Raw genomic sequence first — 22247 nt, 5'->3', positions numbered from 1 at the left:
GTGACCGGCTCGACCCCTCCCTGGAAGCGCCGCTTCTCCAAGCGGAAAGCGGACGAAGGGCCGAAGGACGGCCCGCAGTACGGCGCGCGTGACGACGAGCGAGGCTCATCCGGTACGGGGACGGCCTCGCTCGAACCGGCAGCGGACCGGGGTGACCTCCCGGCGTCCGTGGACGTCCCCGCACCCGTCGCGAGACGGCGGGCGGGGACGCTCCGGGAGCGGGCCAGGGAAGGCGCCCGCAAGGGCGGCGACCGGGCCCGGGCCGGACTCGCCTACCTCGCCGACCGGATCATCGAACTGGCCCCGCGCGTCCCCGTGCGGGACCTGGCGACACTGCGCAGGCAGTTCCCGGGCCTCGGGCCCGAGGAGCTGGCGGACAAGCTCGTGGCGGGCGCCGCGAACGCGACGGCGACGGTCGGAGCGGGTATCGGCGCGGCCGCGATGCTCCCTGTGCCCCCGGCGATGCCGACGGAACTGGCCGCCGAGGTCACCGGCGTCGCGGTGATCGAGCTGAAGCTGATCGCCGAACTCCACGAGGTCTACGGCGTACGCCCGGCCGGCAATCTCAAGCAGCGCAGCACCGCGTACCTCGACTCGTGGTCGGGGGAGCGCGGGATCGACGCGTCCAAGCCGTCGACGTTCAGTGCGGCGCTGAACAGCCGCATGAAGCGCGAACTGCGGCAGCGGATCATGAAGCGAATGGTTCGCAGTATGCCGAACCTGATGCCGTTCCTGGTGGGCGCCGCCGTGGGGGCGGTCATGAACCGCGGCGAGACGAGAAAGCTCGCCGGCCGGATCCGCGGGGACCTGCGCAAGATCCAGGTGTCCTGGGAGGCCCTTGAGGCGCTCCCCGCCCTGGAACGTCCGGCGGACGCCCTGGAGATGGGCGAGATCACCAGCGACCCCCTGGGCCGCCACCAGGGCCACCGGCGCGACGGCGGACACGGCCACCAGCACGGCGACGGGCACTGAGACCGGCCGTCGGACGGCGGCCGGGTGATGCCCCGCGCAGGTGTGCTACGCCTGCTTCGCCGTCCGCAGCGCCTCCGCCAGGCGCTCCGGCTCGCGCGTGGACAGATACAGGTACGGAGTCGGGTCCTGCGGGTCCGTGACCTCCACGCGCACGGCCGTGGGGATGTACGCGCGCAGCAGGAGGAAGGCGCGCGGGTCGGCCTTGTAGGTGCGCCAGGCGCGGGTCTCCTCGGGGTCCAGCACCTCCGTCTCGCCCAGCGCCGCCAGCGGGATCTTCGCCTCTCCCGCGATCAGTGAGTCGCCCACCACGCGGATGCGGACCGAGCCGTACGAGCTCGCGGCGACGGCCGCGACCGCGGTGCCCCCGGCCAGGCCGCCGAGCATCGGCAGCGTGCCGAACGGGAGCAGGATCAGGGCCATGGAGACGCCCACGAGGAACGAGATCAGCCACCAGGTCCGCGGGGCGGTGAGGCGTTCTTCGTACGGGGCGGCGGAGAGCTGCATGGGGCCAAGCTTGACACGGTGTCCGGAAGGGGCCGACGCGCGGGTAAGGTCTGCGGCTGTGAGTGGTACTTCCGCAGCTCTTCAGCCTCCGGCCGACGCCGTGTCGCCGGTGCGGCACCCGGACGCGCCCGCGCCCGGTGAGCTCCTCGGCGCGCACTACGGCGCGTGTTTCGGCTGTGGCGGCGACCAGCCGCACGGGCTGCACCTGGAGGCCCGGGCCGGTGAGGGCGTGTCGCTGACCGCCGAGTTCACCGTTCAGCCCGCCCACCAGGGCGCTCCGGGCCTCGCCCACGGGGGCGTGCTCGCCTCCGCCCTGGACGAGACCCTCGGCTCGCTGAACTGGCTGCTGCGCACGATCGCGGTGACCGGGCGGCTGGAGACCGACTTCGTACGGCCCGTGCCCGTCGGCACCACGCTGCACCTGGAGGCGGAGGTGACGGCGGTGGCCGGGCGGAAGATCTACTCCACCGCGACCGGACGCGTCGGCGGCCCCGACGGACCCGTCGCCGTGCGCGCGGAGGCGCTCTTCATCGAGGTGAAGGTCGATCACTTCGTCGACCACGGCCGCCAGGAGGAGATCCAGGCGGCGATGAACGACCCGGACCAGGTCCGGCGCGCCCGTGCGTTCGAGGTGAACCCGTGAGCACAGCAGGTCCTGTGCGGCCCGACAGCCCCGACAGCCCCATGAACCCGGAGAGCCCCATCACTCCCGCGAGCATCGTGAGCCGGCAGCCGCTGGACGTGCTGATCCGGCGCGTCGATCCGGACGTACCGCTTCCGTCGTACGCGCAGCCCGGTGACGCCGGGGCCGATCTGCGGACCACCGAGGCGTGCGAACTGGCCCCCGGTGAGCGGGCCGTGCTGCCCACGGGCGTGTCTGTGGCGCTGCCGGAGGGGTACGCGGCCTTCGTACACCCGCGATCCGGTCTGGCCGCCCGCTGCGGCGTCGCCCTGGTGAATGCCCCGGGGACGGTTGATGCCGGGTACCGTGGGGAGATCAAGGTGATCGTGGTGAATCTCGACCCGCGCGAGGCCGTGCGGTTCGAGCGCTTCGACCGGATCGCCCAACTGGTAGTCCAGCAGGTCGAGAGGGTCCGCTTCCGGGAGGTCGCGGAACTTCCCGGCTCCGCGCGGGCCGAGGGGGGCTTCGGGTCCACCGGAGGCCATGCCGCGGTGGACGGCACGAGCGGCACAAGCGGTCAGGCCGTCGTGGGCGGTCGGACGGGTGGGAATCGATACGCTTCGGTCGTATCCGACCGGGAAGGACAGTGACGTGTTCGGACGTCGCAAGAAGAGGGATGCCGCCGAGGACGCGGCCGGCGAGGCCGAGCAGGTCGTCGACGGTGTCGACACTGAGGCGGACGACGAGCGCGAGCGCCTGAGGCTCGAGCCCGCGCCGCGCCCCGACGGGCCCTGGGACGACTCGGAGGTCCGTGACCCGGGCGAAGGCCGGGTCGACCTCGGCGGTCTGTTCGTGCCGGGCGTCGACGGCATGGAGCTCAGGGTCGAGGTCGCGGGCGACGCGATCGTGGCGGCCACGGTCGTGCTGCGCGACAGCGCCATCCAGCTCCAGGGCTTCGCCGCGCCCAAGCGCGAGGGCATCTGGGGCGAGGTGCGCGAGGAGATCGGCACCGGCATCACCCAGCAGGGCGGCATCGTCGACGAGGTCGAGGGGCCGCTGGGCTGGGAGCTGCGCGCCCAGGTGCCCGTACAGCTGCCGGACGGCACCGGCGGCTTCCAGGTCGTTCGGTTCGTCGGCGTGGACGGCCCCCGCTGGTTCCTGCGCGGGGTCATCTCGGGCCAGGGCGCGGTGCAGCCGCAGGCCGCCGGGCTGCTCGAGCAGATCTTCCGGGACACGGTCGTGGTCCGGGGCGAGGGCCCGATGGCGCCCCGCGACCCGATCGTCCTGAAGCTGCCGGACGACGCGCAGATGGTCCCCGAGGGTGTGCAGCAGGAAGAGGGCTCCCGTTTCGCCGGCGGAATGGGCCAGCTCCAGCGCGGACCGGAGATCACCGAGGTCCGCTGAGCCACGGAGACACCAGGGCCGCACCCCACCGGGGGCGCGGCCCTTTCTCGTGCACGGAACCTTGACGGCGCATTGGTCTGTACCTACGGTCTCCGACCAACGCGTCTGTTCATAAAGGCGCTTCACGTTCGCATACGAGAACGGAAGGCCCTCACGCATGCGCAGAACCGCTCTCCTCGCGGCCTCGGCCGCCCTCGTCGCCGGTGTCCTCGCCTGGCCCGCCGACGCCGCCCCCAGCGCCCCCGCCGCCTTCGCCCACCCCGGAGTCACCGTCTCCAAGGGCCAGTTGGACTTCACCCGGTCCAAGGTCAACGCCGGCGCCCAGCCCTGGAAGGGCGCCTTCGACCAGATGATGGCGAGCAAGTACGCCGACCTGAACCGCACGCCCAAGCCCCGGGCGATCGTCGAATGCGGTTCGTACTCCAACCCCAACCTCGGCTGTACCGACGAGCGCGAGGACGCGATCGCCGCGTACACCCACGCCCTCGCCTGGTACCTCACCCGCGACGAACGGCACGCCCGCAAGGCCATCGAGGTGATGGACGCCTGGTCCGCCGTGATCAGGGACCACACCAACAGCAACGCGCCCCTGCAGACCGGCTGGGCCGGCTCCTCCTGGCCGAAGGCCGCCGAGATCATCACGTACACGTACACCGGCACCTGGGCGAACTCCGGCCGCTTCGCCACCATGCTCCGCACCGTCTACCTGCCCGAGATCATCAACGGCTCGAACTCCAACGGCAACTGGGAGCTGTCGATGATGGAGGCCGCCGTCGGCATCTCCGTCTTCCTGGAGGACAAGGCGTCGTACGACAAGGCCATGGCGAAGTTCCGCACGCGCACGGCCGCCTACGTCTACCTGGAGTCCGACGGCGCGTTGCCGAAGACCGTGCCGAGCCAGAACCTGAACACCCGGGAGAAGATCGTCAAGTACTGGCAGGGTCAGTCGACCTTCGTCAACGGACTCAGCCAGGAGACCTGCCGCGACTTCACCCACACCGGCTACGGCCTCTCGGCCATCTCGCACGTCGCCGAGACCAGCCGCATCCAGGGCCAGGACCTCTACGGCACCGACGTGGGCGAGCGGCTGCGGCACGGGCTCGGCCTCCACGCCAAGTACCAGCTGGGCGCCGGTGCCGAGGGCCGGCTGTGCGGCGGCTCGCTCAAGCTCGGCCTGGGGCCGGTGACCGAGGTCGGCCACAACGCCCTGGCCAACCGTCTCGGGCACGCCATGACCAACACCAGAACCCTGACCCTGCGGGGCCGCCCCGCGGGCAGCAACAACCTCTTCGTCGCCTGGGAGACCCTCACCCACGGCGACAACCCCGCTTGACCCCCTGACCGGCCGGGCGCCGGGCGGGGGCCCCGGCACCCGGTCCACCGGCGGACCGGGCGCGTCAGAGTCGCGTCAAAGTGCGCCCCGGAGCAGCGCCCGGCGCCCGTACGGCGCGCTCTCCGGCCGTAGGGTCGACGCTGCGCAGTCGGCAGACCACCGGAAGACAATGGGGCCATGGCACGCGGCAAGCTTCGGATCCACCTCGGCGCGGCGCCGGGCGTCGGCAAGACGTACGCGATGCTGTCCGAGGCGCACCGCCGTGTCGAGCGGGGCACCGACTGCGTGGTGGCCTTCGTCGAACATCACGGCCGGCCCCGCACCGAGGTGCTGCTGCACGGCCTGGAGCAGGTGCCGCGCAGGGAGCTGGAGTACCGGGGCGGGATCTTCCCCGAGATGGACCTCGACGCCGTCCTCGCCCGCCGCCCCCAGGTCGCCCTGGTGGACGAACTCGCCCACACCAACATCCCCGGCTCCCGCAACGCCAAGCGCTGGCAGGACGTGGAGGAACTGCTCGCCGCCGGGATCGACGTGATCTCGACCGTCGACATCCAGCACCTGGAGTCCCTCGGCGACGTCGTCGAGTCGATCACCGGGGTGCGGCAGCAGGAGACCGTGCCGGACGAGGTGGTACGCCGGGCCGGCCAGGTCGAGCTGGTCGACATGACGCCGGAGGCGCTGCGGCGGCGGATGGCGCACGGCAACATCTACCAGCCCGACAAGGTCGACGCCGCGCTGTCGAACTACTTCCGGCCCGGCAACCTGACCGCCCTGCGCGAGCTGGCGCTGCTGTGGGTGGCCGACCGGGCCGACGCCTACCTCACCCAGTACCGCAGCGAGCACCGGGTGTCGCGGATCTGGGGCTCGCGCGAGCGGATCGTGGTCGGTCTGACCGGTGGCCCCGAGGGCCGCACGCTCATCCGCCGGGGCGCCCGGCTGGCCGAGAAGGGCGCCGGCGGAGAGGTGCTGGCCGTCTACATAGCCCGCAGCGACGGGCTGACCTCGGCTTCGCCCAAGGAGCTGGCCCTGCAGCGCACCCTGGTCGAAGATCTTGGCGGAACGTTCCACCATGTCGTCGGCGACGACATACCGGCCGCGCTGCTCGCCTTCGCCCGCGGCGTGAACGCCACCCAGATCGTGCTGGGCTCCTCGCGCCGCAAGACCTGGCAGTACGTCTTCGGGCCCGGCGTCGGCGCGACGGTCGCCCGCGAGTCCGGGCCCGACCTCGACGTGCACATCGTCACCCACGACGAGGTCGCCAAGGGCCGCGGACTGCCGGTGGCCAGGGGCGCGCGCCTCGGGCGGTCCCGGCGGGTGTGGGGCTGGATCGCCGGCGTCGCCGGCCCGCCGCTCCTCGCGGCGCTGCTCAACACCGTCGACCTCGGCCTCGCCAACGACATGCTGCTGTTCCTGGCGCTGACGGTGGCGGCGGCCCTGCTCGGCGGACTGCTGCCCGCCCTGGCGTCGGCGGCGGTGGGCTCCCTGCTGCTGAACTACTTCTACACACCGCCCCTGCACCGGTGGGCCATCGCCGACCCGAAGAACATCGTCGCCATCGTGATCTTCGTCGCGGTCGGCGTGGCGGTGGCCTCCGTGGTCGACCTCGCCGCGCGCCGTACGCATCAGGCCGCCCGGCTACGGGCCGAGTCCGAGATCCTGTCCTTCCTGGCCGGCAACGTGCTGCGTGGCGAGACCGGCCTGGAGGACCTGCTGGAGCGGGTCCGGGAGACCTTCGGCATGGAGTCCGCGGCCCTGCTGGAACGGGCGGGCGATGTCGAGCCGTGGACCTGCGCCGGCCGCGTCGGCCGGGGCCGTCCCATCGAGCGGCCCGACCAGGCGGACGTGGACATGCCTGTCGGCGACCACATGGCCCTGGCGCTGACCGGCCGTGTGCTGCCCGCCGAGGACCGCCGGGTGCTGGCCGCCTTCGCCGCCCAGGCCGCCGTCGTCCTGGACCGTCGCCGGCTCCGCGAGGAGGCCGGCCGGGCCCGCACGCTCGCCGAGGGCAACCGCATCCGCACGGCGCTCCTGGCCGCCGTCAGCCACGATCTGCGGACCCCCCTCGCCGGGATCAAGGCCGCGGTGACCTCCCTGCGCTCCGAGGACGTCGAATGGTCCGAGGAGGACCGGGCCGAGCTCCTGGAGGGCATAGAGGAGGGCGCCGACCGGCTCGACCACCTCGTCGGCAATCTGCTCGACATGTCCCGGCTCCAGACCGGCACCGTCACCCCGCTGATCCGCGAGATCGACCTCGACGAGGTGGTGCCGATGGCGCTCGGCGGCGTGCCCGAGGGCAGCGCCGGCCTGGACGTGCCCGAGACCCTGCCCATGGTCGCCGTGGACCCCGGGCTGCTGGAAAGGGCGATGGCCAACCTCGTCGAGAACGCCGTCAAGTACAGTCCGCCCGGCGCCCCCGTGCTGGTCGCCGCCAGTGCGCTCGCCGACCGGGTCGAGGTGCGGGTCGTCGACCGGGGGCCCGGCGTCCCCGACGAGGCCAAGGAGCGCATCTTCGAGCCCTTCCAGCGCTACGGCGACGCCCCGCGCGGCGCGGGCGTGGGTCTGGGACTCGCGGTGGCGCGCGGCTTCGCCGAGGCCATGGGCGGCACCCTGAACGCCGAGGACACCCCCGGCGGCGGGCTCACCATGGTCCTCACGCTCCGCGCGGCGGGAACCCGCCCGGAGCTCCACCCCGCAGCAGAACCGGAAAGGCAGGCCTCATGACCCGCGTCCTCGTGGTCGACGACGAGCCGCAGATCGTGCGCGCCCTCGTGATCAACCTCAAGGCACGCACGTACGAGGTCGACGCGGCCCACGACGGGGCCACCGCCCTCCGGCTCGCCGCCGCCCGCCACCCCGATGTGGTCGTCCTGGACCTCGGGCTGCCCGACATGGACGGCGTCGAGGTGATCAGGGGCCTGCGCGGCTGGACCCGGGTGCCGATCCTGGTGCTGTCCGCCCGGCACTCCTCCGACGAGAAGGTCGAGGCGCTGGACGCGGGTGCCGACGACTACGTCACCAAACCGTTCGGCATGGACGAGCTGCTGGCCCGGCTGCGGGCCGCCGTGCGCCGGGCCGAACCCGGCGGCGGCGAGGACGACGTGATCGTGGACACCGGCGAGTTCACCGTCGACCTGGCCGCGAAGAAGGTCAACCGCGCCGGCAAGGACGTACGGCTGACCCCCACCGAGTGGCACCTGCTGGAGGTCCTCGTGCGCAACAGCGGCCGCCTGGTCGGGCAGAAGCAGCTGCTCCAGGAGGTGTGGGGGCCGTCGTACGGCACGGAGACGAACTATCTGCGCGTGTACATGGCGCAGTTGCGGCGGAAGCTGGAGGCGGATCCCTCCCACCCGAAGCACTTCATCACCGAGCCGGGGATGGGGTATCGCTTCGAGAAGTGAGTGGCGGTTCACGGCCGGGGGCCAGGGGATCAACCCCCGGGGGATGCGGCATCACCGAGGCGGGGAGGGGCCATCGCTTCGAGAAACAGGCTCCTCGCCCTTCGTCAGCACGCCCCGGTACGCTTCAGATATGAGTGCTGTTCCCCGATCCGAAAAGCCGGCGGGCCGTTTCCGGCGCATGCTCGACCGGCTCTCCTCGTCACAGGAGGACCTGGAGTCCGAGGAACTGCGCGAGGACAGCGAGACGGCCGGCTGCATCCGTATCGGAGACTGTCAGGACCGCCAGATAGTGACCGTTACTGGTACCTTGCGCACGGTCACCCTTCGGCCGCGCGCCGGAGTGCCGGCCCTGGAGGCCGAGCTGTTCGACGGCTCCGCCGCGCTGGACGTGGTGTGGCTCGGCAGGCGCTCCATCGTCGGGATAGAGCCGGGGCGCAAGCTGATCGCGTCGGGCCGGATCTCGATGAGCCGGGGCCGACGGGTGCTGTTCAATCCCAAGTACGAACTGAGACCCCTCGGACGGGAGTAGCCGGTGACGTCGCTCGACAAGCCGACCGAAGAGAATTCTGCGGACGACGCCCGGGCGGTGACCGAGGCCGCCCTGTTCGAGGCGTTCGGCGGCGTGCGGGGCATGGTGGAGACGGTGTTGCCCGGCCTCCTCTTCGTCACCATCTACACGATCAACAAGGACCTGCATCTGTCGGCGATCGCGGCGCTGGCCGTGTCGCTGGTGCTGGTCGTGGTCCGGCTGGTGATGAAGGACACCGTCAAGCACGCCTTCAGCGGTGTCTTCGGCGTGGCCTTCGGTGTCGTCTTCGCGATGATGACCGGCAACGCCAAGGACTTCTACCTGCCCGGCATGCTCTACACGCTGGGTCTGGGACTCGCCTACATCATCACCACCCTGTGCGGGGTGCCGCTGATCGGGCTGATCCTCGGCCCGGTCTTCAAGGAGAACCTCTCCTGGCGCACCCGCAACCCGGGCCGCAAGAAGGCGTACGCGAAGGCCAGCTACGCCTGGGGCGCGATCCTGCTCGCCAAGTGCGCGATCCTCTTCCCGCTGTACTGGTGGGCCGACACCACGCAGCTGGGCTGGGTCCTGGTCGCCCTGAAGATCCCGCCCTTCCTGCTCGCGGTGTACCTGACGTGGGTGTTCCTCGCGAAGGCACCCGCCCCCATCGACGTGTTCGCCGAGATGGAGGCGGAGGAGAAGGCGGCCGAGGAGCAGGAGCGGCAGGCTGCCGCCCGGTCCGCCGAGCAGTGAACCCCCGGAGCTGACGGACGGGGCGTCCCGAGCACTCGGGACGCCCCTTCCGCTTGCTCCCGCGGACGCGCTCAGCTCGCCGCGTTCCGCCGTACGGACAGCAGGTCCTCCAGCTGCTCCTCCCGGGCCTGCGCGGCCACGAAGAGGAGTTCGTCGCCGGCCTCCAGGGAGTCCTCCCGGGAGGGGGTCAGGACGCGGTTGCCGCGGATGATCGTCACCAGGGACGTGTCCTGCGGCCACTCGACGTCGCCGACCTGCGTGCCGGCCAGCGCCGACTCCTCCGGCAGGGTCAGCTCGACCAGGTTGGCGTCGCCGTGGCTGAAGCGCAGCAGACGGACCAGGTCGCCGACGCTCACCGCCTCCTCGACCAGGGCCGACATCAGACGCGGGGTCGAGACGGCGACGTCCACGCCCCAGGACTCGTTGAACAACCACTCGTTCTTGGGGTTGTTCACACGGGCGACGACGCGCGGGACGCCGTACTCCGTCTTGGCGAGGAGCGAGACGACCAGGTTCACCTTGTCGTCGCCGGTCGCGGCGATCACGACGTTGCAGCGCTGGAGCGCCGCCTCGTCGAGGGACGTGATCTCGCAGGCGTCGGCGAGCAGCCATTCCGCCTGCGGGACGCGCTCGACCGAGATGGCGGTCGGCGCCTTGTCGATCAGCAGGATCTCGTGGCCGTTCTCCAGCAGTTCGCCCGCGATCGAGCGGCCGACGGCGCCGGCTCCGGCAATGGCGACCCTCATCAGTGACCGCCCTCCTCTTCGGGACCCTTGGCGAACGCCGCCTCGACCTTGTCGACCTCGTCGGTGCGCATCATCACGTGCACCAGGTCGCCCTCCTGCAGCACCGTGTGCGAGGTGGGCAGGACCGCCTCGCCGAGCCGCGTCAGGAACGCGACGCGCACGCCCGTCTCCTCCTGGATCCGGCTGATCTTGTGGCCGACCCAGGCGGGGGAGGTGTGCACCTCGGCGAGCTGGACACCGCCGGTGGGGTCGCGCCACAGCGGCTCGGCGCCGGAGGGGAGCAGACGGCGCAGCATCTGGTCGGCCGTCCAGCGGACCGTCGCGACGGTGGGGATGCCCAGGCGCTGGTAGACCTCGGCGCGGCGGGGGTCGTAGATGCGGGCGGCGACGTTCTCGATGCCGAACATCTCGCGGGCCACGCGAGCGGCGATGATGTTGGAGTTGTCACCGCTGGAGACGGCGGCGAAGGCGCCGGCCTCCTCGATGCCGGCCTCGCGCAGGGTGTCCTGGTCGAAGCCGACGCCCGTGACGCGGCGTCCGCCGAACCCCGAGCCCAGCCTGCGGAAGGCGGTGGGGTCCTGGTCGACCACGGCGACCGTGTGCCCCTGTTGCTCCAGGTTCTGGGCCAGCGCGGAACCCACCCTTCCGCAACCCATGATGACGATGTGCATGGCCTCACACCACGCTTCCCGCAGACCTTCCGGCCTGCGTCAGTGTTCTGCTCATGTCTCTCTCTCGGCTCGCCGGGCAGCACTTCGCGGCCTTCTGTGCGGGCCGCAAGGCACCATCATGCCGGGGAACGCCGGGTGTGATCCCGTTCGGTGTCCGCACGCCCGGCCGATCGCCTGTGTCCAACGTATAGGCAAGGCCGCAGGAACCCGCCAGGACCCTCGGGCACGGCGGGGCCGGGGCCCGGTGGGCGTCGCACAGCGGAACGCGGCTGTCGAGCAGCGCGGCGCCGGGTGGTGCTCACGGCGTGCACCAGCAGCGTCATGCCCGCAGCGACCGGCCGGTAGCCCAGGATGGACCTGGTACAGCTCACGAACAGGCAGGGGGAGGAGCCGCCATGGGTCACGAGATCGACGTCCTGGTGCTGGGCGGAGCGGGTGTCGACACGATCGTGCACGTGCCCGAACTGCCCGTGCCGTTCGCGGACAGCCACATGATCCGGCCCGGGATCGTGACCCGGGCGGGCCAGAGCGGGGACTTCGTGGCGCTCGGGACGAGCGCGCTGGGCCTGCGCACGCACCACCTCGACCTGCTCGGCGACGACCCCGAGGGCGACCTCGTCCGGGCGCTGCACCAGGAACACGGCATCGGGCTCACCGCCGTCCCGCAGCCGCTCGGCACCAAACGCGCCGTGAACCTCGTCGGCCCCGACGGCAGGCGGCTGTCCCTCTACGACGCCACCCGGGCCGCCGACACGGACCGGCTGCCCGAGGCCACGGTGCGCGCACTCGCGGCCGTCAGCCGGCACGCCCACGTCGTCATCACCCAGCCGTGCGCCCACGCCCTGCCCGCCCTGCGCGAGGCAGGCCTCACGATCTCCACCGACCTGCACGACTGGGACGGCTCCCACCCCTACCACGAGCCCTTCGCCCACCAGGCCGACCTGGTCTTCCTGTCCACCACGGCCCTGACCGACCCGGAACGGACCATGCGGCGGCTCACCGAGCGCGGCCGGGCCCGGATCGTCGTCGCCACCGCCGGGGCGGACGGGGCGTACCTGCTGGCCGACGGCGAGCTCACCCACATACCCGCCGCCCCACCCCCGGCCCCGGTCGTCGACTCCAACGGCGCGGGCGACGCCTTCGCCGCCGCTTTCCTCCACGCCTGGCTGCACGGCACCCCGCCCCACCGCAGCGCCCTGCACGGCACGGTGGCCGGCGCCTACGCCTGCACGATCCCGTCGACCCGGACCGCCGCCATCGGACGGGAGGAACTGAACGCGGGGGTGGCGGGGCTGGAGCGGTCCGAGCAGCCGGGGGCCTCGTACTCCTAGCGCGCCCCCGGCGACACGTCCTTGCGGCGGCTGATGCTGCGGACGCTCGCCATCGTCAGGATTCCGAGGGCGACGAGAGTGGCCGCGGCGCCGATCAGCTGGGCAGGCGTGTGCATGGAACCTCCAGGGGCGGCAACGGCCGGAAGACGGACAGGGCTTAGTCATATAGGCATGGGAAGGAGGTGACCTGCGGAATCCGCAGCCGCCCGGGCCTTTGAATTCACTCGGAGAGCAGACGGAGCGCCGATGAGGGGTGGCGGGTGGGCGACCCCGCAATCGAACGCCTACGATCCTCTGTTGTGTCCAAACTGACCGACGTGCCCAAACGGATCCTGATCGGGCGCGCACTGCGCAGCGACCGGCTGGGCGAAACGCTCCTGCCGAAGCGCATCGCACTCCCCGTCTTCGCCTCCGACCCGCTGTCCTCCGTGGCGTACGCGCCCGGCGAGGTCCTGCTGGTCCTGTCGATCGCGGGCGTGACGGCGTACCACTTCAGCCCGTGGATCGCCGTCGCGGTCGTCGTGCTGATGTTCACCGTGGTCGCCTCGTACCGGCAGAACGTGCACGCCTACCCCAGCGGCGGCGGCGACTACGAGGTCGCGAACACCAACCTCGGCCCCAAGGCGGGCCTGACGGTCGCCAGCGCGCTGCTCGTCGACTACGTCCTCACCGTCGCCGTGTCGATCTCCTCCGGCATCGAGAACCTCGGCTCCGCGATCCCCTTCGTCGTCGAGCACAAGGTCGCCTGCGCGATCGGTGTGATCGTGCTGCTGACGCTGATGAACCTGCGCGGCGTACGCGAGTCGGGCACGCTGTTCGCGATTCCGACGTACATCTTCGTCGCGGGCGTCTTCACCATGATCGCGTGGGGCGCCTTCCGCGGACTGGTCATGGACGACACCATGCGGGCACCGACGGCGGACTACGTCATCAAGCCCGAACACCAGGGCCTGGCCGGATTCGCCCTGGTCTTCCTGCTGCTGCGTGCCTTCTCCTCCGGCTGCGCCGCCCTCACCGGCGTCGAGGCGATCTCCAACGGTGTCCCGGCCTTCCGCAAGCCCAAGTCGAAGAACGCCGCGACCACCCTCGCGGCGATGGGCCTGCTGGCCGTCACCATGTTCTGCGGCATCATCGCGCTGGCCGCCGCCACCGACGTCCGCATGGCCGAGAACCCGGCCAAGGACCTCGTCCACAACGGTGTCCCACTCGGCCCGGACTACGTCCAGAACCCCGTGATCTCCCAGGTCGCCGAGGCAGTCTTCGGCAAGGGCAGCTTCCTGTTCGTCATCCTGGCCGCCGCCACCGCGCTGGTGCTGTTCCTCGCCGCCAACACCGCCTACAACGGCTTCCCCCTGCTCGGCTCGATCCTCGCCCAGGACCGCTACCTGCCGCGCCAGCTGCACACCCGCGGCGACCGCCTCGCCTTCTCCAACGGCATCGTGCTCCTCGCCGGCGCCGCCGGACTGCTGGTGGGGATCTACGGCGCCGACTCCACCCGCCTGATCCAGCTGTACATCGTCGGCGTGTTCGTGTCCTTCACGCTCAGCCAGACCGGCATGGTCCGGCACTGGAACCGCCACCTGGCCACCGAGAAGGACCAGGCCAAGCGCCGCCACATGATCCGCTCCCGCGCCATCAACGCCTTCGGCGCCTTCTTCACCGGCCTCGTCCTGGTCGTCGTCCTCCTCACCAAGTTCACCCACGGCGCATGGGTCGCCCTGCTCGGCATGGTGATCTTCTACGCGACGATGACGGCCATCCGTAAGCACTACGACCGGGTCGCCGCCGAGATCGCCGCCCCCGAGGGCCCGAGCGACGACAGCGTACGGCCCTCCCGCGTCCACTCGGTCGTGCTGATCTCCAAGATCCACCGCCCGACACTGCGCGCCCTGGCCTACGCCAAGCTGATGCGCTCGGACACGCTGGAGGCCCTCAGCGTCAACGTCGACCCGGCGGAGACCAAGGCCCTGCGCGAGGAGTGGGAGCGGCGCGGCATCGACGTACCGCTGAAGATCCTGGACTCGCCCTACCGCGAGATCACCCGGCCGATCATCGAGTACGTCAAGAGCCTGCGCAAGGAATCGCCGCGGGACGCGGTGTCCGTGATCATCCCCGAGTACGTCGTCGGCCACTGGTACGAGCACCTGCTGCACAACCAGAGCGCCCTGCGGCTGAAGGGCCGGCTGCTGTTCACGCCCGGAATCATGGTCACCTCGATTCCGTACCAGCTCCAGTCGTCCGAGGCGGCCAAGCGGCGAGCCCGCCGGCAGCAGGACTGGAACGCGCCGGGGTCGGTGCGGCGCGGTCCCGCGCAGGTGCGGTCGAAGGAGTCCACCGAGCACAAGCCGTGAGACGACGGCTGATGTGAAACGGCCGGGTGGCAGCCACGTAGACTGGTGGGCTGTTGTCCGGCCGTTTCCGTTCGGCCCTTGCCCCTCACGCGTTTTGGAGTCACCCCGCCATGCAGGCAGAACCGAGGAAATCGCTGGTGGGGGAGGAGTACGAGGTCGAGATCGGCCCCGTCGCCCACGGTGGTCACTGCATCGCCCGCACGTCCGAGGGCCAGGTGCTGTTCGTACGGCACGCGCTGCCCGGTGAGCGGGTCGTGGCGCGGGTGACGGAGGGCGAGCAGGGCGCGCGGTTCCTGCGCGCCGACGCCGTGACCGTGCTCGAGGCATCCAAGGACCGTATCGACGAGCCCTGCCCGTTCGCCGGCCCCGGCCGCTGCGGCGGCTGCGACTGGCAGCACGCCAAGCCGGGCGCGCAGCGGCGCCTGAAGGCCGACGTCATCGCCGAACAGCTCCAGCACCTCGCCGGACTCACCCCGGAGGAGGCCGGCTGGGACGGCACGGTCCTGCCCGCCGAGGGCGACAAGGTGCCCGCGGGCCAGGTCCCCGCGTGGCGCACCCGCGTCCAGTACGCCGTCACCGCCGACGGCCGGGCGGGCCTGCGCCGGCACCGCTCCCACGAGGTGGAGCCGATCGACCACTGCATGATCGCCGCGGAGGGCGTCAGCGAGCTGGGCATCGAGAAGCGGGTCTGGACGGGCATGGACTCCGTCGAGGCCATCGCGGCGACGGGCTCCCAGGACCGCCAGGTGATCCTCACCCCGAAGCCGGGCGCGCGCCTCCCCCTCGTCGAACTCGACCACCCGGTCTCCGTGCTGCGCGTGGACGAGCGCTCCGGCGGTGTGCACCGCGTCCACGGCCGCCCCTTCGTCCGCGAACGCGCCGACGGCCGCACGCACCGCGTCGGCAACGGCGGCTTCTGGCAGGTCCACCCGAAGGCCGCGGACACCCTGGTGACCGCGGTCATGCAGGGTCTGCTGCCGCGCAAGGGCGACATGGCCCTCGACCTGTACTGCGGCGCCGGCCTCTTCGCCGGCGCCCTCGCCGACCGCGTCGGCGACCAGGGCGCGGTCCTCGGCATCGAGTCCGGCAAGCGGGCGGTGGAGGACGCGCGGCACAACCTCGCCGACTTCGACCGCGTCCGCATCGAACTGGGCAAGGTCGAGAGCGTGCTGCCGCGCACGGGCATCACGGAGGTCGACCTGATCGTCCTCGACCCGCCCCGGGCGGGAGCGGGCCGCAAGACGGTGGAGCAGCTGTCCTCGCTGGGCGCGCGCCGGATCGCGTACGTGGCCTGCGATCCGGCTGCGCTGGCGCGGGACTTGGGGTACTTCCGGGACGGGGGATACCGGGTGCGGACGCTTCGGGCGTTCGATCTGTTTCCGATGACGCATCATGTGGAGTGCGTGGCGATTCTGGAGCCTGCCGCGAAGGGTGCCTGACCTGCGGTTTTGCGGCGCGTTGTGGTCGCTCGACCTGTTTCCCTTCGTGTAGCGGTTCGAGCGGGCGGGACGCCCCGCGAACGCTGCCTGACCTGCGACTTCGTGGGGGAGGCGTACGCATCGGCGACACCCTCGCGACGTAGCTGGAAGCTTCTCGACGCTCGGATGACGCTCGTCTCGGGGCTCTGGGCCGGCCGCATGGCCGGGGAATTCCAGCCATCGGAAATTCCTGCCTCCCTGGTCGGTCACAATCCGGCCCAAGCGGGTGCCGGGGCCCGAGCGCGGCTTGGCCGAGGACGTTCTCGGCCAAGCCTTTGCGGTCGTCGTCCTCGCGGTGTACATCTGGCGGGCCGTCACGTTGCTCCCACCTCCCACGGCCCTGTTCTCCTTGCACGTGCTCTCTACGAGGACCTCTCCTCCAGGAATATGACCGCGAGCTGCGTCAACGCCCCGGCACGTACTACACCCCGCCGCGTCTGGTGAAGGAGAGGGTTCGACCCCACCGCCGCTCGGCACCCTGAACTCGACGGTGATTGAGAGCGAGGCGTGGGGCGACGGGCAGCGGCGTGTCCGTCACCTGGGCGCTCAGGTCTTCAGGAGTAGGTTCACGTGCGCGTGCCCCACCGGATCCGGACGTCGTCGCGCCGCCGGTTCCTTGGTCTTCGTCCTCGTTCACCAGTTCCCGTAGTCCTCCACGTAGGTGCCGATCAGCTCGAGCAGGGCGTCGGCCCGGTGCCGGTCCTCGCGTTGCTCGCGCAGGGCCTTGTCGGCGGCCTGGAGGCGGGCCAGGGCGGCCGGTTCACCGTCGACCAGGTCGTCGACCACCGACACCGTGGTGACCAGGTCCAGGCATTCGGTGAGCAGGCGGCGGGTGGCCGGGACGGGGGGAGCAGGGTCGGGGGCGGCGAAGTTGGTGGTCAGGTAGCGCGCGGGGTCGGTGAGGCTCCAGCCGACGACGGTTCCGTGCTGGACGAGGAGCGCCACGTCGGGGGCGATGCCGATGCGGGCATCCAGTGGTTCGTCGAGGACGTCGAGGTCGCGCAGGCAGGTCAGCACGGCATCGCCGGGAGCACGGCACAGCACCGTGCACATCTCGTGCCGGAAGTCCTTGACCTCGTCCGCGCGGAGCCCGCCCAGGCGTACTTCGGGCGGGACGGGAAGGCGGGCCGAGTCCTCGGCTGAGGCGGACTCTTCCGGAATTCGGAATTCAGCCCCGACCAGCTGTCGGTCGCTCGGGGCGAAGCGGAAAACGTCGGGGAGGTCCCACAGCAGGTCCTGGCTGCCGAACGTGTCCGCGAGGAACTTCTCCCGTTCCACCCGATCCGCATAGGGGGAAACGATCAGGAAGGTACCGAGGAGACGGGGAACGACGTCGAGCGGCTCGTCCGTCACCGTCGCGGACCAGCCGCCGTCGAACTTCAGTTTCGTCGTCATCACTGCCTCATCTGATCTGTACCGCCGGAGGCTGGAAGCGGCCGTCCTTGGCGGGAATCCTGCCGTTCACGATGTCCTCGTGCGTCACCGGCGCACCGGGGTCTGTTGGTTTCCCGCCGAGCGCCGTGGCTCCGGAGTCGCCCTTGATGCCCGACGGTCCGTACGCCGTGATGGCCTGGCCCTGGGTGTTGCCGGGGCCGTCGATCACCACGATGTCGTCGCCCTGTCTGAAGGTGAATGTCCCGGCCGTGCCTGTCGAGTGGTACACGGCGTCTGGGTTCTTGAGAATCTCGATGACTCGTTCGTCGCTGAAGTCGTGTCGGGTGTCCCCGTGGTAGTCGTGGCGCTTCTTGAACCCGCTGTCCTGTGCTCTCTCGACGATGTCGTCCACGACCTTGTTGATCCGCTTCTGGGCCCGCTCCTCCTTCGTGTACTTGGGCATGAGGCCCAGCGGGTCGCACCCGCTGTGCGGGTTGTGCACGTACGCGACGGGGTTCGGGGCGGGAGCGAGGCCGAGGGGGTCGGGGGAGGTGTAGCGGCCGGTTTCGGGGTCGTAGTGGCGGAAGTAGTTGTAGTGGAGGCCGGTTTCGGGGTCGTAGTACTGGCCGGGGAAGCGGAGGGGGGTGTAGGTGCTGCTGTCCCGGGACCAGGCCGTGGTGCCCCAGAGCGTGCTCCGGGTGCGCCAGGCGATGTCGCCCGTCTCGTCGATCAGTTCGGTGGGGGTGCCGATGAGGTCGGTGGCGATGGCGAAGAACCGGCGGTCGATCTCCTCCTGGCGGTCGTCGGCCGTGAGGATGCGCTCGGTCTGGGCCAGGGGGACGTCGGCACGGTGGTCCCAGGTGAGGGCGACCGTGTTCGGGGCATCCGGCTGGTGGCTGGTCTGTTCGCACAGGGTGAGGCCGTCCCAGGTGAAACGGACCTCCTCCACCACGCTCTCGCCGTCGGTCGCCAGGCGCTGTTTCGTGGTGCGGCGGCCGAGTGGGTCGTAGCGGTACCTCCAGCGGGTTCCGTCGGGGGTGGTCACGGAGGTGAGGCGGTTCTCCGTGTCCCACTCGTAGCGCCAGGTGTCGGGCTTGCGGGAGAGGCGGGTCTTCTGCCGCAGGGTGACCCGGCCGAGGGCGTCATGTTCGAAGCGGACGTCTCCGGCGCGGGTGAGGGTGGTGCCGGTGTAGGCGCGCGGTCCGGTGGCCTCGCTGCCGGGGTGGCGGGACGGCCAGGATGCGGAGGTCTGGTTGCCGGCGTCGTCGTAGGCGTACCGCTCCGTCCAGCCCTGGGCGTGGACGGAAGTGACGCGGCCCGCCCGGTCGAGGCCGAAGGTGCGGGTGCCCGACAGCCGGTCCGCGACGGAGGTCAGGTGACCGTCGGCGCGATAGGAGTAGGCGCGGCTGTTGACGTTGTGCCCGCCGGCGGTGATGTGCTGCGCGGAGAGCCGTCCGGCCTCGTCCCAGGCGGAGGTCATGGTGATCGCGTCGCCGAAGACGCGGGCGAGTTCCCGGCCGGCGGCGTCGTGGGTGAAGTCGATCCGGTGACCGCCGGTAGTCAGGCGGCGGGGTTGTCCGTCGGCGCCGTAGGAGTAGGAGGTGACGTGACCGGTGGGCGTGGTGCGGCGCGTACGGCGGCCCAGGGCGTCGTACGCGTATGAGAGGGGACGGCCGTCGACCAGTTCCGTCTTGGTGAGTCCGCGTCGGTCGTACTGGTAGCGGAGTTCGCTGTCCGGTCCGGCTGCCTCCAGCAGGCGTCCTGCCCTGTCGTGGGTGTAGGTCGTCACCTGACCGTCGACGTCCTTGCGGACCACCTGGCCGAGCTGGTCGCGCTCGAACGAGATGGTCCCGCCGAGCGCGTCGGTGCGGGCGGCGAGCCGGCCCGCGGCGTCCACCCGGTAGGTGAGGGTGCGGCCGTCGAAGTCGGTCTCGGAGACGATGTCGCCGGCGGCGTCGTAGTCGTAGGTCCAGGTCAGCCCCTGTGGGTTGGTGACGCGGGTGAGGCGCAGCTCGGCGTCGTGCTCGAACTCGTAGCGGGCGCCGTCGGGTCGGGTGCGGGCGACCGGCAGGTCGAAGTGGGTGTACTCGAAGCGGGAGACGCCACCGACCGCGTCCGTGTGGGTGAGGCAGTTGCCCTCGCCGTCGTAGGTCCACGACTCCGTGGCTCCGTCGGGGCCGGTGCGCCGGGCGAGCTGCCCGTCGGCGTGCCACTCCAGGCGGGTGACACCGCCCACCGGATCGGTGATGCGGACCGGCCTTCCGAGGGCGTCCCGCTCCGTGCGGGTGACGCCGCCGGCCGGGTCGCTCACCTCCACGGGCAGGCCTGCCGCGTCACACGCCACTCGTGTCGTGGCTCCGAGGGCGTCGGTGACCGACGTGAGTCGGCCGGCGGGGTCGTAGCTGTAACGGGTAGTGGAGCCGGCCTGGTCGGTGACTGCCGTGCGGTTGCCGCGTTCGTCGAACTCATTGACCCTGCGGGTGCCGTCCGGCCCGACGACCTCCACCGGAAGACCGAACCGGCCGCGCACGGTACGCAGTTCGCTTCCGTCGGGGCGGGTGGCGGAGACGGCCCGACCGTCCTCGTCGTAGGAGAACGTGGTGGTGAGGCCCAGGGGATCGGTGCGGGTCAGAAGGTTGCCGCGCGTGTCGTAGGTGAACCGGGTGGTGTGGCCGAGGGGGTCGGTGACGGCCAGGAGACGGCAGCCCGGGCCGAACAGGTGGCGGGTGCTGTGTCCGCCGGCAGTGGTGACTGTGGTGGTGCGGTGGCCGGTTTCCGGGTCGGGTTCGGTGTAGGTGAGGGTGATCTGGACGTGGCCCGCCTCGCCGCCCTCCGACACCACGCGGTCGCGGTCGTCGTAGATGTAGTCGTAGCGGCTGTTGTTGGAGTCGATCCAGGCGATGACGCGGCGGCGGTCGTCGTAGACGAAGGTGGTGGTGGCACCGGAGGGCTTGGTGACGGTGGTGAGGTTGCCTTCCTGGTAGCTGTAGTGCATCAGGGGAAGGTCCGCGCCGCCCTCGCCCGCGCCGGCCAGGGACAGGGCGGTGACCAGGCCGTCGGCGGACGACAGCTTCACCTGGTGGCCCGCCGAGTGGACCAGGGCCAGCGGCAGGCCGTCCTCGCCGCGGTCGACGGTGATGGCGTGGCCGTTGCGTTCGGTGATGCCCGACAGCCATGCGACGCCGTCGCCTCCCGGTTTGCTGCCGGGCGGGGCGGTGAAGTGGAAGATCAGGCCGCTGTCGGGGTCGGTGACGGTGTAGTCGCCGTCGGCGTCGCGGGCCAGCAGGGTGCGGGCGGTGCCGGACTCGGGACGAGTTGGGGCGCCGGGGACCGGGTGCGGGTAGGGGATCAGGAGCCCGTCGGCGGTGACGTGGACGACGCCGATGGCGTCGATCTGGAGGCGCTCGTCGACGGTGGAGGTCCAGGCGGGGCCGAGGAAGCGGCCGACCGCGCAGCCGGACTCGGTGCGGCGGGTGAAGACCAGCGGCAGGATGCCGGGCAGTTCGACGTCGGTCTGGGGCAGGAACATCCGGCCCGAGGCGAGGTCGACGGGGTCGGTGCCGTCGGTGGTGCGCTCGCCGTCGGGGCGGTTGTGGGTGCCGTCGGGGGCGTCGTCGACCAGCTTGCGCAGCCGTGCGGCGTCGGCGGCCTCCTCGGCGATGCGGATGCCCTTGACCGCGGCGCCGCCGCCACCGGTGGCGGCGGTCAGCGCGAGGTCGGGGATCAGCCTGCCGAAGCCCTCGGCCGGGTCCTTCATGAAGTCGCTGACCATCTGCTTGCCGGTGCCGACCGGGTCGTTGGCGGCGACGATCAGCCCGGCGGCCAGGCTGTTGAGGGATGTGGCGTACTCGGCCGGATGCGTGATGTTGTACGGGTCGACGGGGTTGACGCTGCGGACGAAGTTGAGGATGCCCGCCGTGCCCTTGATGATCCCGCCGCCGACATGGTCGCCCATGATCTGGAACTCCTGGAACCCGCTCCCCAGTTGTTCGGCGTAGGAGGGCTTCTGCGGGGCCATGTCGCGGGCGGCACGGACCGCGGTGCGTGCCGTTTCCGCCGCCGAGTTCCGCTGCTTGCGGGCCTCGGCGAGGATGTCCTGCGCCTCCTGCATCAGCTTCTTGCCGGGGTCCTCGAACGTCGCCGCGGGCCTGGGCGGGAGCGAGGCCGGATCGCGCTTGTCGGCGGGCTGGGCGTTGTAGCGGTCGACGGCGGCGTTGTAGCCGTCGATCTTCTTGCGGTGGGCTTCGGCGGCGTCCTCGGAGGCCTTGACACCCTCCTTCCACTTGTCGATCGCCGTCTGCGCCTGTGCCTGCGCCCAGGTGATCGTGCCGGCGAACGCGTCGAGCGCGCCGAGCGCCTTCGCGCAGGCGTCGGCGGCGGCGTACCACTTGGGCGGCTGGGTGCTCACCGCGGTGCGCAGCGCTTGGGCCGTCTCGCCCTTGAGCCGGGAGGAGTCCAGGCCCTTGAGACCGTCACCGGCGTCGTCGAAGGCCGTCTGGAAGGCCCGGAGCTTGTCGGCGGTGGCGGTGACCTTGCTCGGGCTGCCGTAGATCAGCTTGGTCTTGTCCTCGGTCTGCCCGAGGTCCATCTCGTCGACCTCGGCGCCCATGCGGTTGGCGACCGAACGGGACTGCTCGCGCACCCAGTCGGCACCGGACTCCCAGCCGACGTCCTGCAGCCGGTCGGCGGTCCAGTTACCGGCGTCCTCGACCCGGTTGCCGGCCCATTCGACACCGTCCTCGACCGCGTTCTCGACCGAGTCGGGCGTGATGTCGCTGATGAAGTCGCCTATACCCACC

At 71.2% G+C, this 22247-nt stretch carries 17 protein-coding genes; 12 read left to right on the top strand and 5 right to left on the bottom strand.

From position 1 onward, the window contains the following. Window positions 1-972 carry a hypothetical protein gene (locus IO24_RS0111670; protein ID WP_031134725.1) on the top strand — a complete coding sequence of 324 codons (972 nt, stop codon included), beginning with the start codon at window positions 1-3 and terminating at the stop codon, window positions 970-972. Window positions 973-1017: 45 nt separating this feature from the next. Here IO24_RS0111670 and IO24_RS0111665 read toward each other — a convergent pair whose 3' ends face one another. Further along, window positions 1018-1476, bottom strand: coding sequence for a DUF3093 domain-containing protein (locus IO24_RS0111665; protein ID WP_031134724.1), 459 nt, complete (start codon window positions 1474-1476; stop codon window positions 1018-1020). Between the two features lie 58 nt (window positions 1477-1534). On the opposite strand from IO24_RS0111665, the gene IO24_RS0111660 reads away from it, so the two are divergent. The 8 genes from IO24_RS0111660 (at window position 1535) to IO24_RS0111625 (ending at window position 9497) form a co-directional block, all read left to right on the top strand. Further along, the gene (locus IO24_RS0111660) at window positions 1535-2119 is read left to right on the top strand and encodes a PaaI family thioesterase (protein ID WP_031134722.1); all 585 of its coding nucleotides are present in this window, start codon (window positions 1535-1537) and stop codon (window positions 2117-2119) included. A 41-nt stretch (window positions 2120-2160) separates the two neighbouring features. Further along, window positions 2161-2748, top strand: a complete 588-nt coding sequence (dut, locus tag IO24_RS0111655; protein ID WP_045296105.1) for a dUTP diphosphatase — start codon at window positions 2161-2163, stop codon at window positions 2746-2748. A 1-nt stretch (window position 2749) separates the two neighbouring features. Then, the gene (locus tag IO24_RS0111650) at window positions 2750-3502 is read left to right on the top strand and encodes a DUF3710 domain-containing protein (RefSeq protein WP_031134719.1); all 753 of its coding nucleotides are present in this window, start codon (window positions 2750-2752) and stop codon (window positions 3500-3502) included. A 157-nt stretch (window positions 3503-3659) separates the two neighbouring features. Beyond that, on the top strand, window positions 3660-4835 hold the full coding sequence (locus IO24_RS0111645) for an alginate lyase family protein (RefSeq protein WP_031134717.1): 1176 nt from the start codon (window positions 3660-3662) through the stop codon (window positions 4833-4835). Window positions 4836-5012: 177 nt separating this feature from the next. Then, on the top strand, window positions 5013-7556 hold the full coding sequence (locus IO24_RS0111640; RefSeq protein ID WP_031134715.1) for a sensor histidine kinase: 2544 nt from the start codon (window positions 5013-5015) through the stop codon (window positions 7554-7556). Further along, entirely contained in the window at window positions 7553-8233 is a 681-nt protein-coding gene (locus IO24_RS0111635; RefSeq protein ID WP_031134714.1) for a response regulator, read from the top strand. The genes IO24_RS0111640 and IO24_RS0111635 overlap by 4 nt, the downstream gene beginning before the upstream one ends. Before the next feature lie 130 nt (window positions 8234-8363). Then, window positions 8364-8762, top strand: a complete 399-nt coding sequence (locus tag IO24_RS0111630; protein ID WP_078899176.1) for an OB-fold nucleic acid binding domain-containing protein — start codon at window positions 8364-8366, stop codon at window positions 8760-8762. A 3-nt stretch (window positions 8763-8765) separates the two neighbouring features. After that, window positions 8766-9497 carry a DUF3159 domain-containing protein gene (locus tag IO24_RS0111625; RefSeq protein ID WP_031134709.1) on the top strand — a complete coding sequence of 244 codons (732 nt, stop codon included), beginning with the start codon at window positions 8766-8768 and terminating at the stop codon, window positions 9495-9497. A gap of 71 nt (window positions 9498-9568) precedes the next feature. Here the strand turns inward: IO24_RS0111625 and IO24_RS0111620 are convergent, their stop codons facing one another. Beyond that, entirely contained in the window at window positions 9569-10243 is a 675-nt protein-coding gene (locus IO24_RS0111620) for a potassium channel family protein (protein ID WP_031134707.1), read from the bottom strand. After that, on the bottom strand, window positions 10243-10914 hold the full coding sequence (locus IO24_RS0111615; protein ID WP_031134706.1) for a potassium channel family protein: 672 nt from the start codon (window positions 10912-10914) through the stop codon (window positions 10243-10245). The genes IO24_RS0111620 and IO24_RS0111615 overlap by 1 nt, the downstream gene beginning before the upstream one ends. 395 nt (window positions 10915-11309) lie before the next feature. On the opposite strand from IO24_RS0111615, the gene IO24_RS0111610 reads away from it, so the two are divergent. From IO24_RS0111610 to IO24_RS0111595, 3 genes are all read left to right on the top strand, one after another. Beyond that, complete coding sequence (locus IO24_RS0111610) at window positions 11310-12245, top strand: PfkB family carbohydrate kinase (protein WP_031134704.1); 936 nt, start codon at window positions 11310-11312, stop codon at window positions 12243-12245. A gap of 299 nt (window positions 12246-12544) precedes the next feature. Continuing rightward, the gene (locus IO24_RS0111600) at window positions 12545-14596 is read left to right on the top strand and encodes an APC family permease (RefSeq protein WP_031134702.1); all 2052 of its coding nucleotides are present in this window, start codon (window positions 12545-12547) and stop codon (window positions 14594-14596) included. 110 nt (window positions 14597-14706) lie between these two features. After that, window positions 14707-16035 (top strand): class I SAM-dependent RNA methyltransferase, encoded by a 1329-nt coding sequence (locus IO24_RS0111595; RefSeq protein WP_031134699.1) that lies wholly within the window; start codon window positions 14707-14709, stop codon window positions 16033-16035. Window positions 16036-16707: 672 nt separating this feature from the next. Here the strand turns inward: IO24_RS0111595 and IO24_RS0111590 are convergent. Further along, window positions 16708-17469, bottom strand: a complete 762-nt coding sequence (locus IO24_RS0111590) for a hypothetical protein (protein ID WP_031134697.1) — start codon at window positions 17467-17469, stop codon at window positions 16708-16710. Between the two features lie 7 nt (window positions 17470-17476). Beyond that, window positions 17477-22246: a putative T7SS-secreted protein gene (locus IO24_RS0111585; RefSeq protein ID WP_037667759.1), complete on the bottom strand. Its 4770-nt coding sequence runs from the start codon at window positions 22244-22246 to the stop codon at window positions 17477-17479. Between the last annotated feature and the right edge of the window lies 1 nt (window position 22247).

This window comes from Streptomyces flavovariabilis (assembly GCF_000725785.1).
Lineage (GTDB): Bacteria > Actinomycetota > Actinomycetes > Streptomycetales > Streptomycetaceae > Streptomyces > Streptomyces hawaiiensis.
This window is presented reverse-complemented; position numbering and strand designations above follow the sequence as displayed.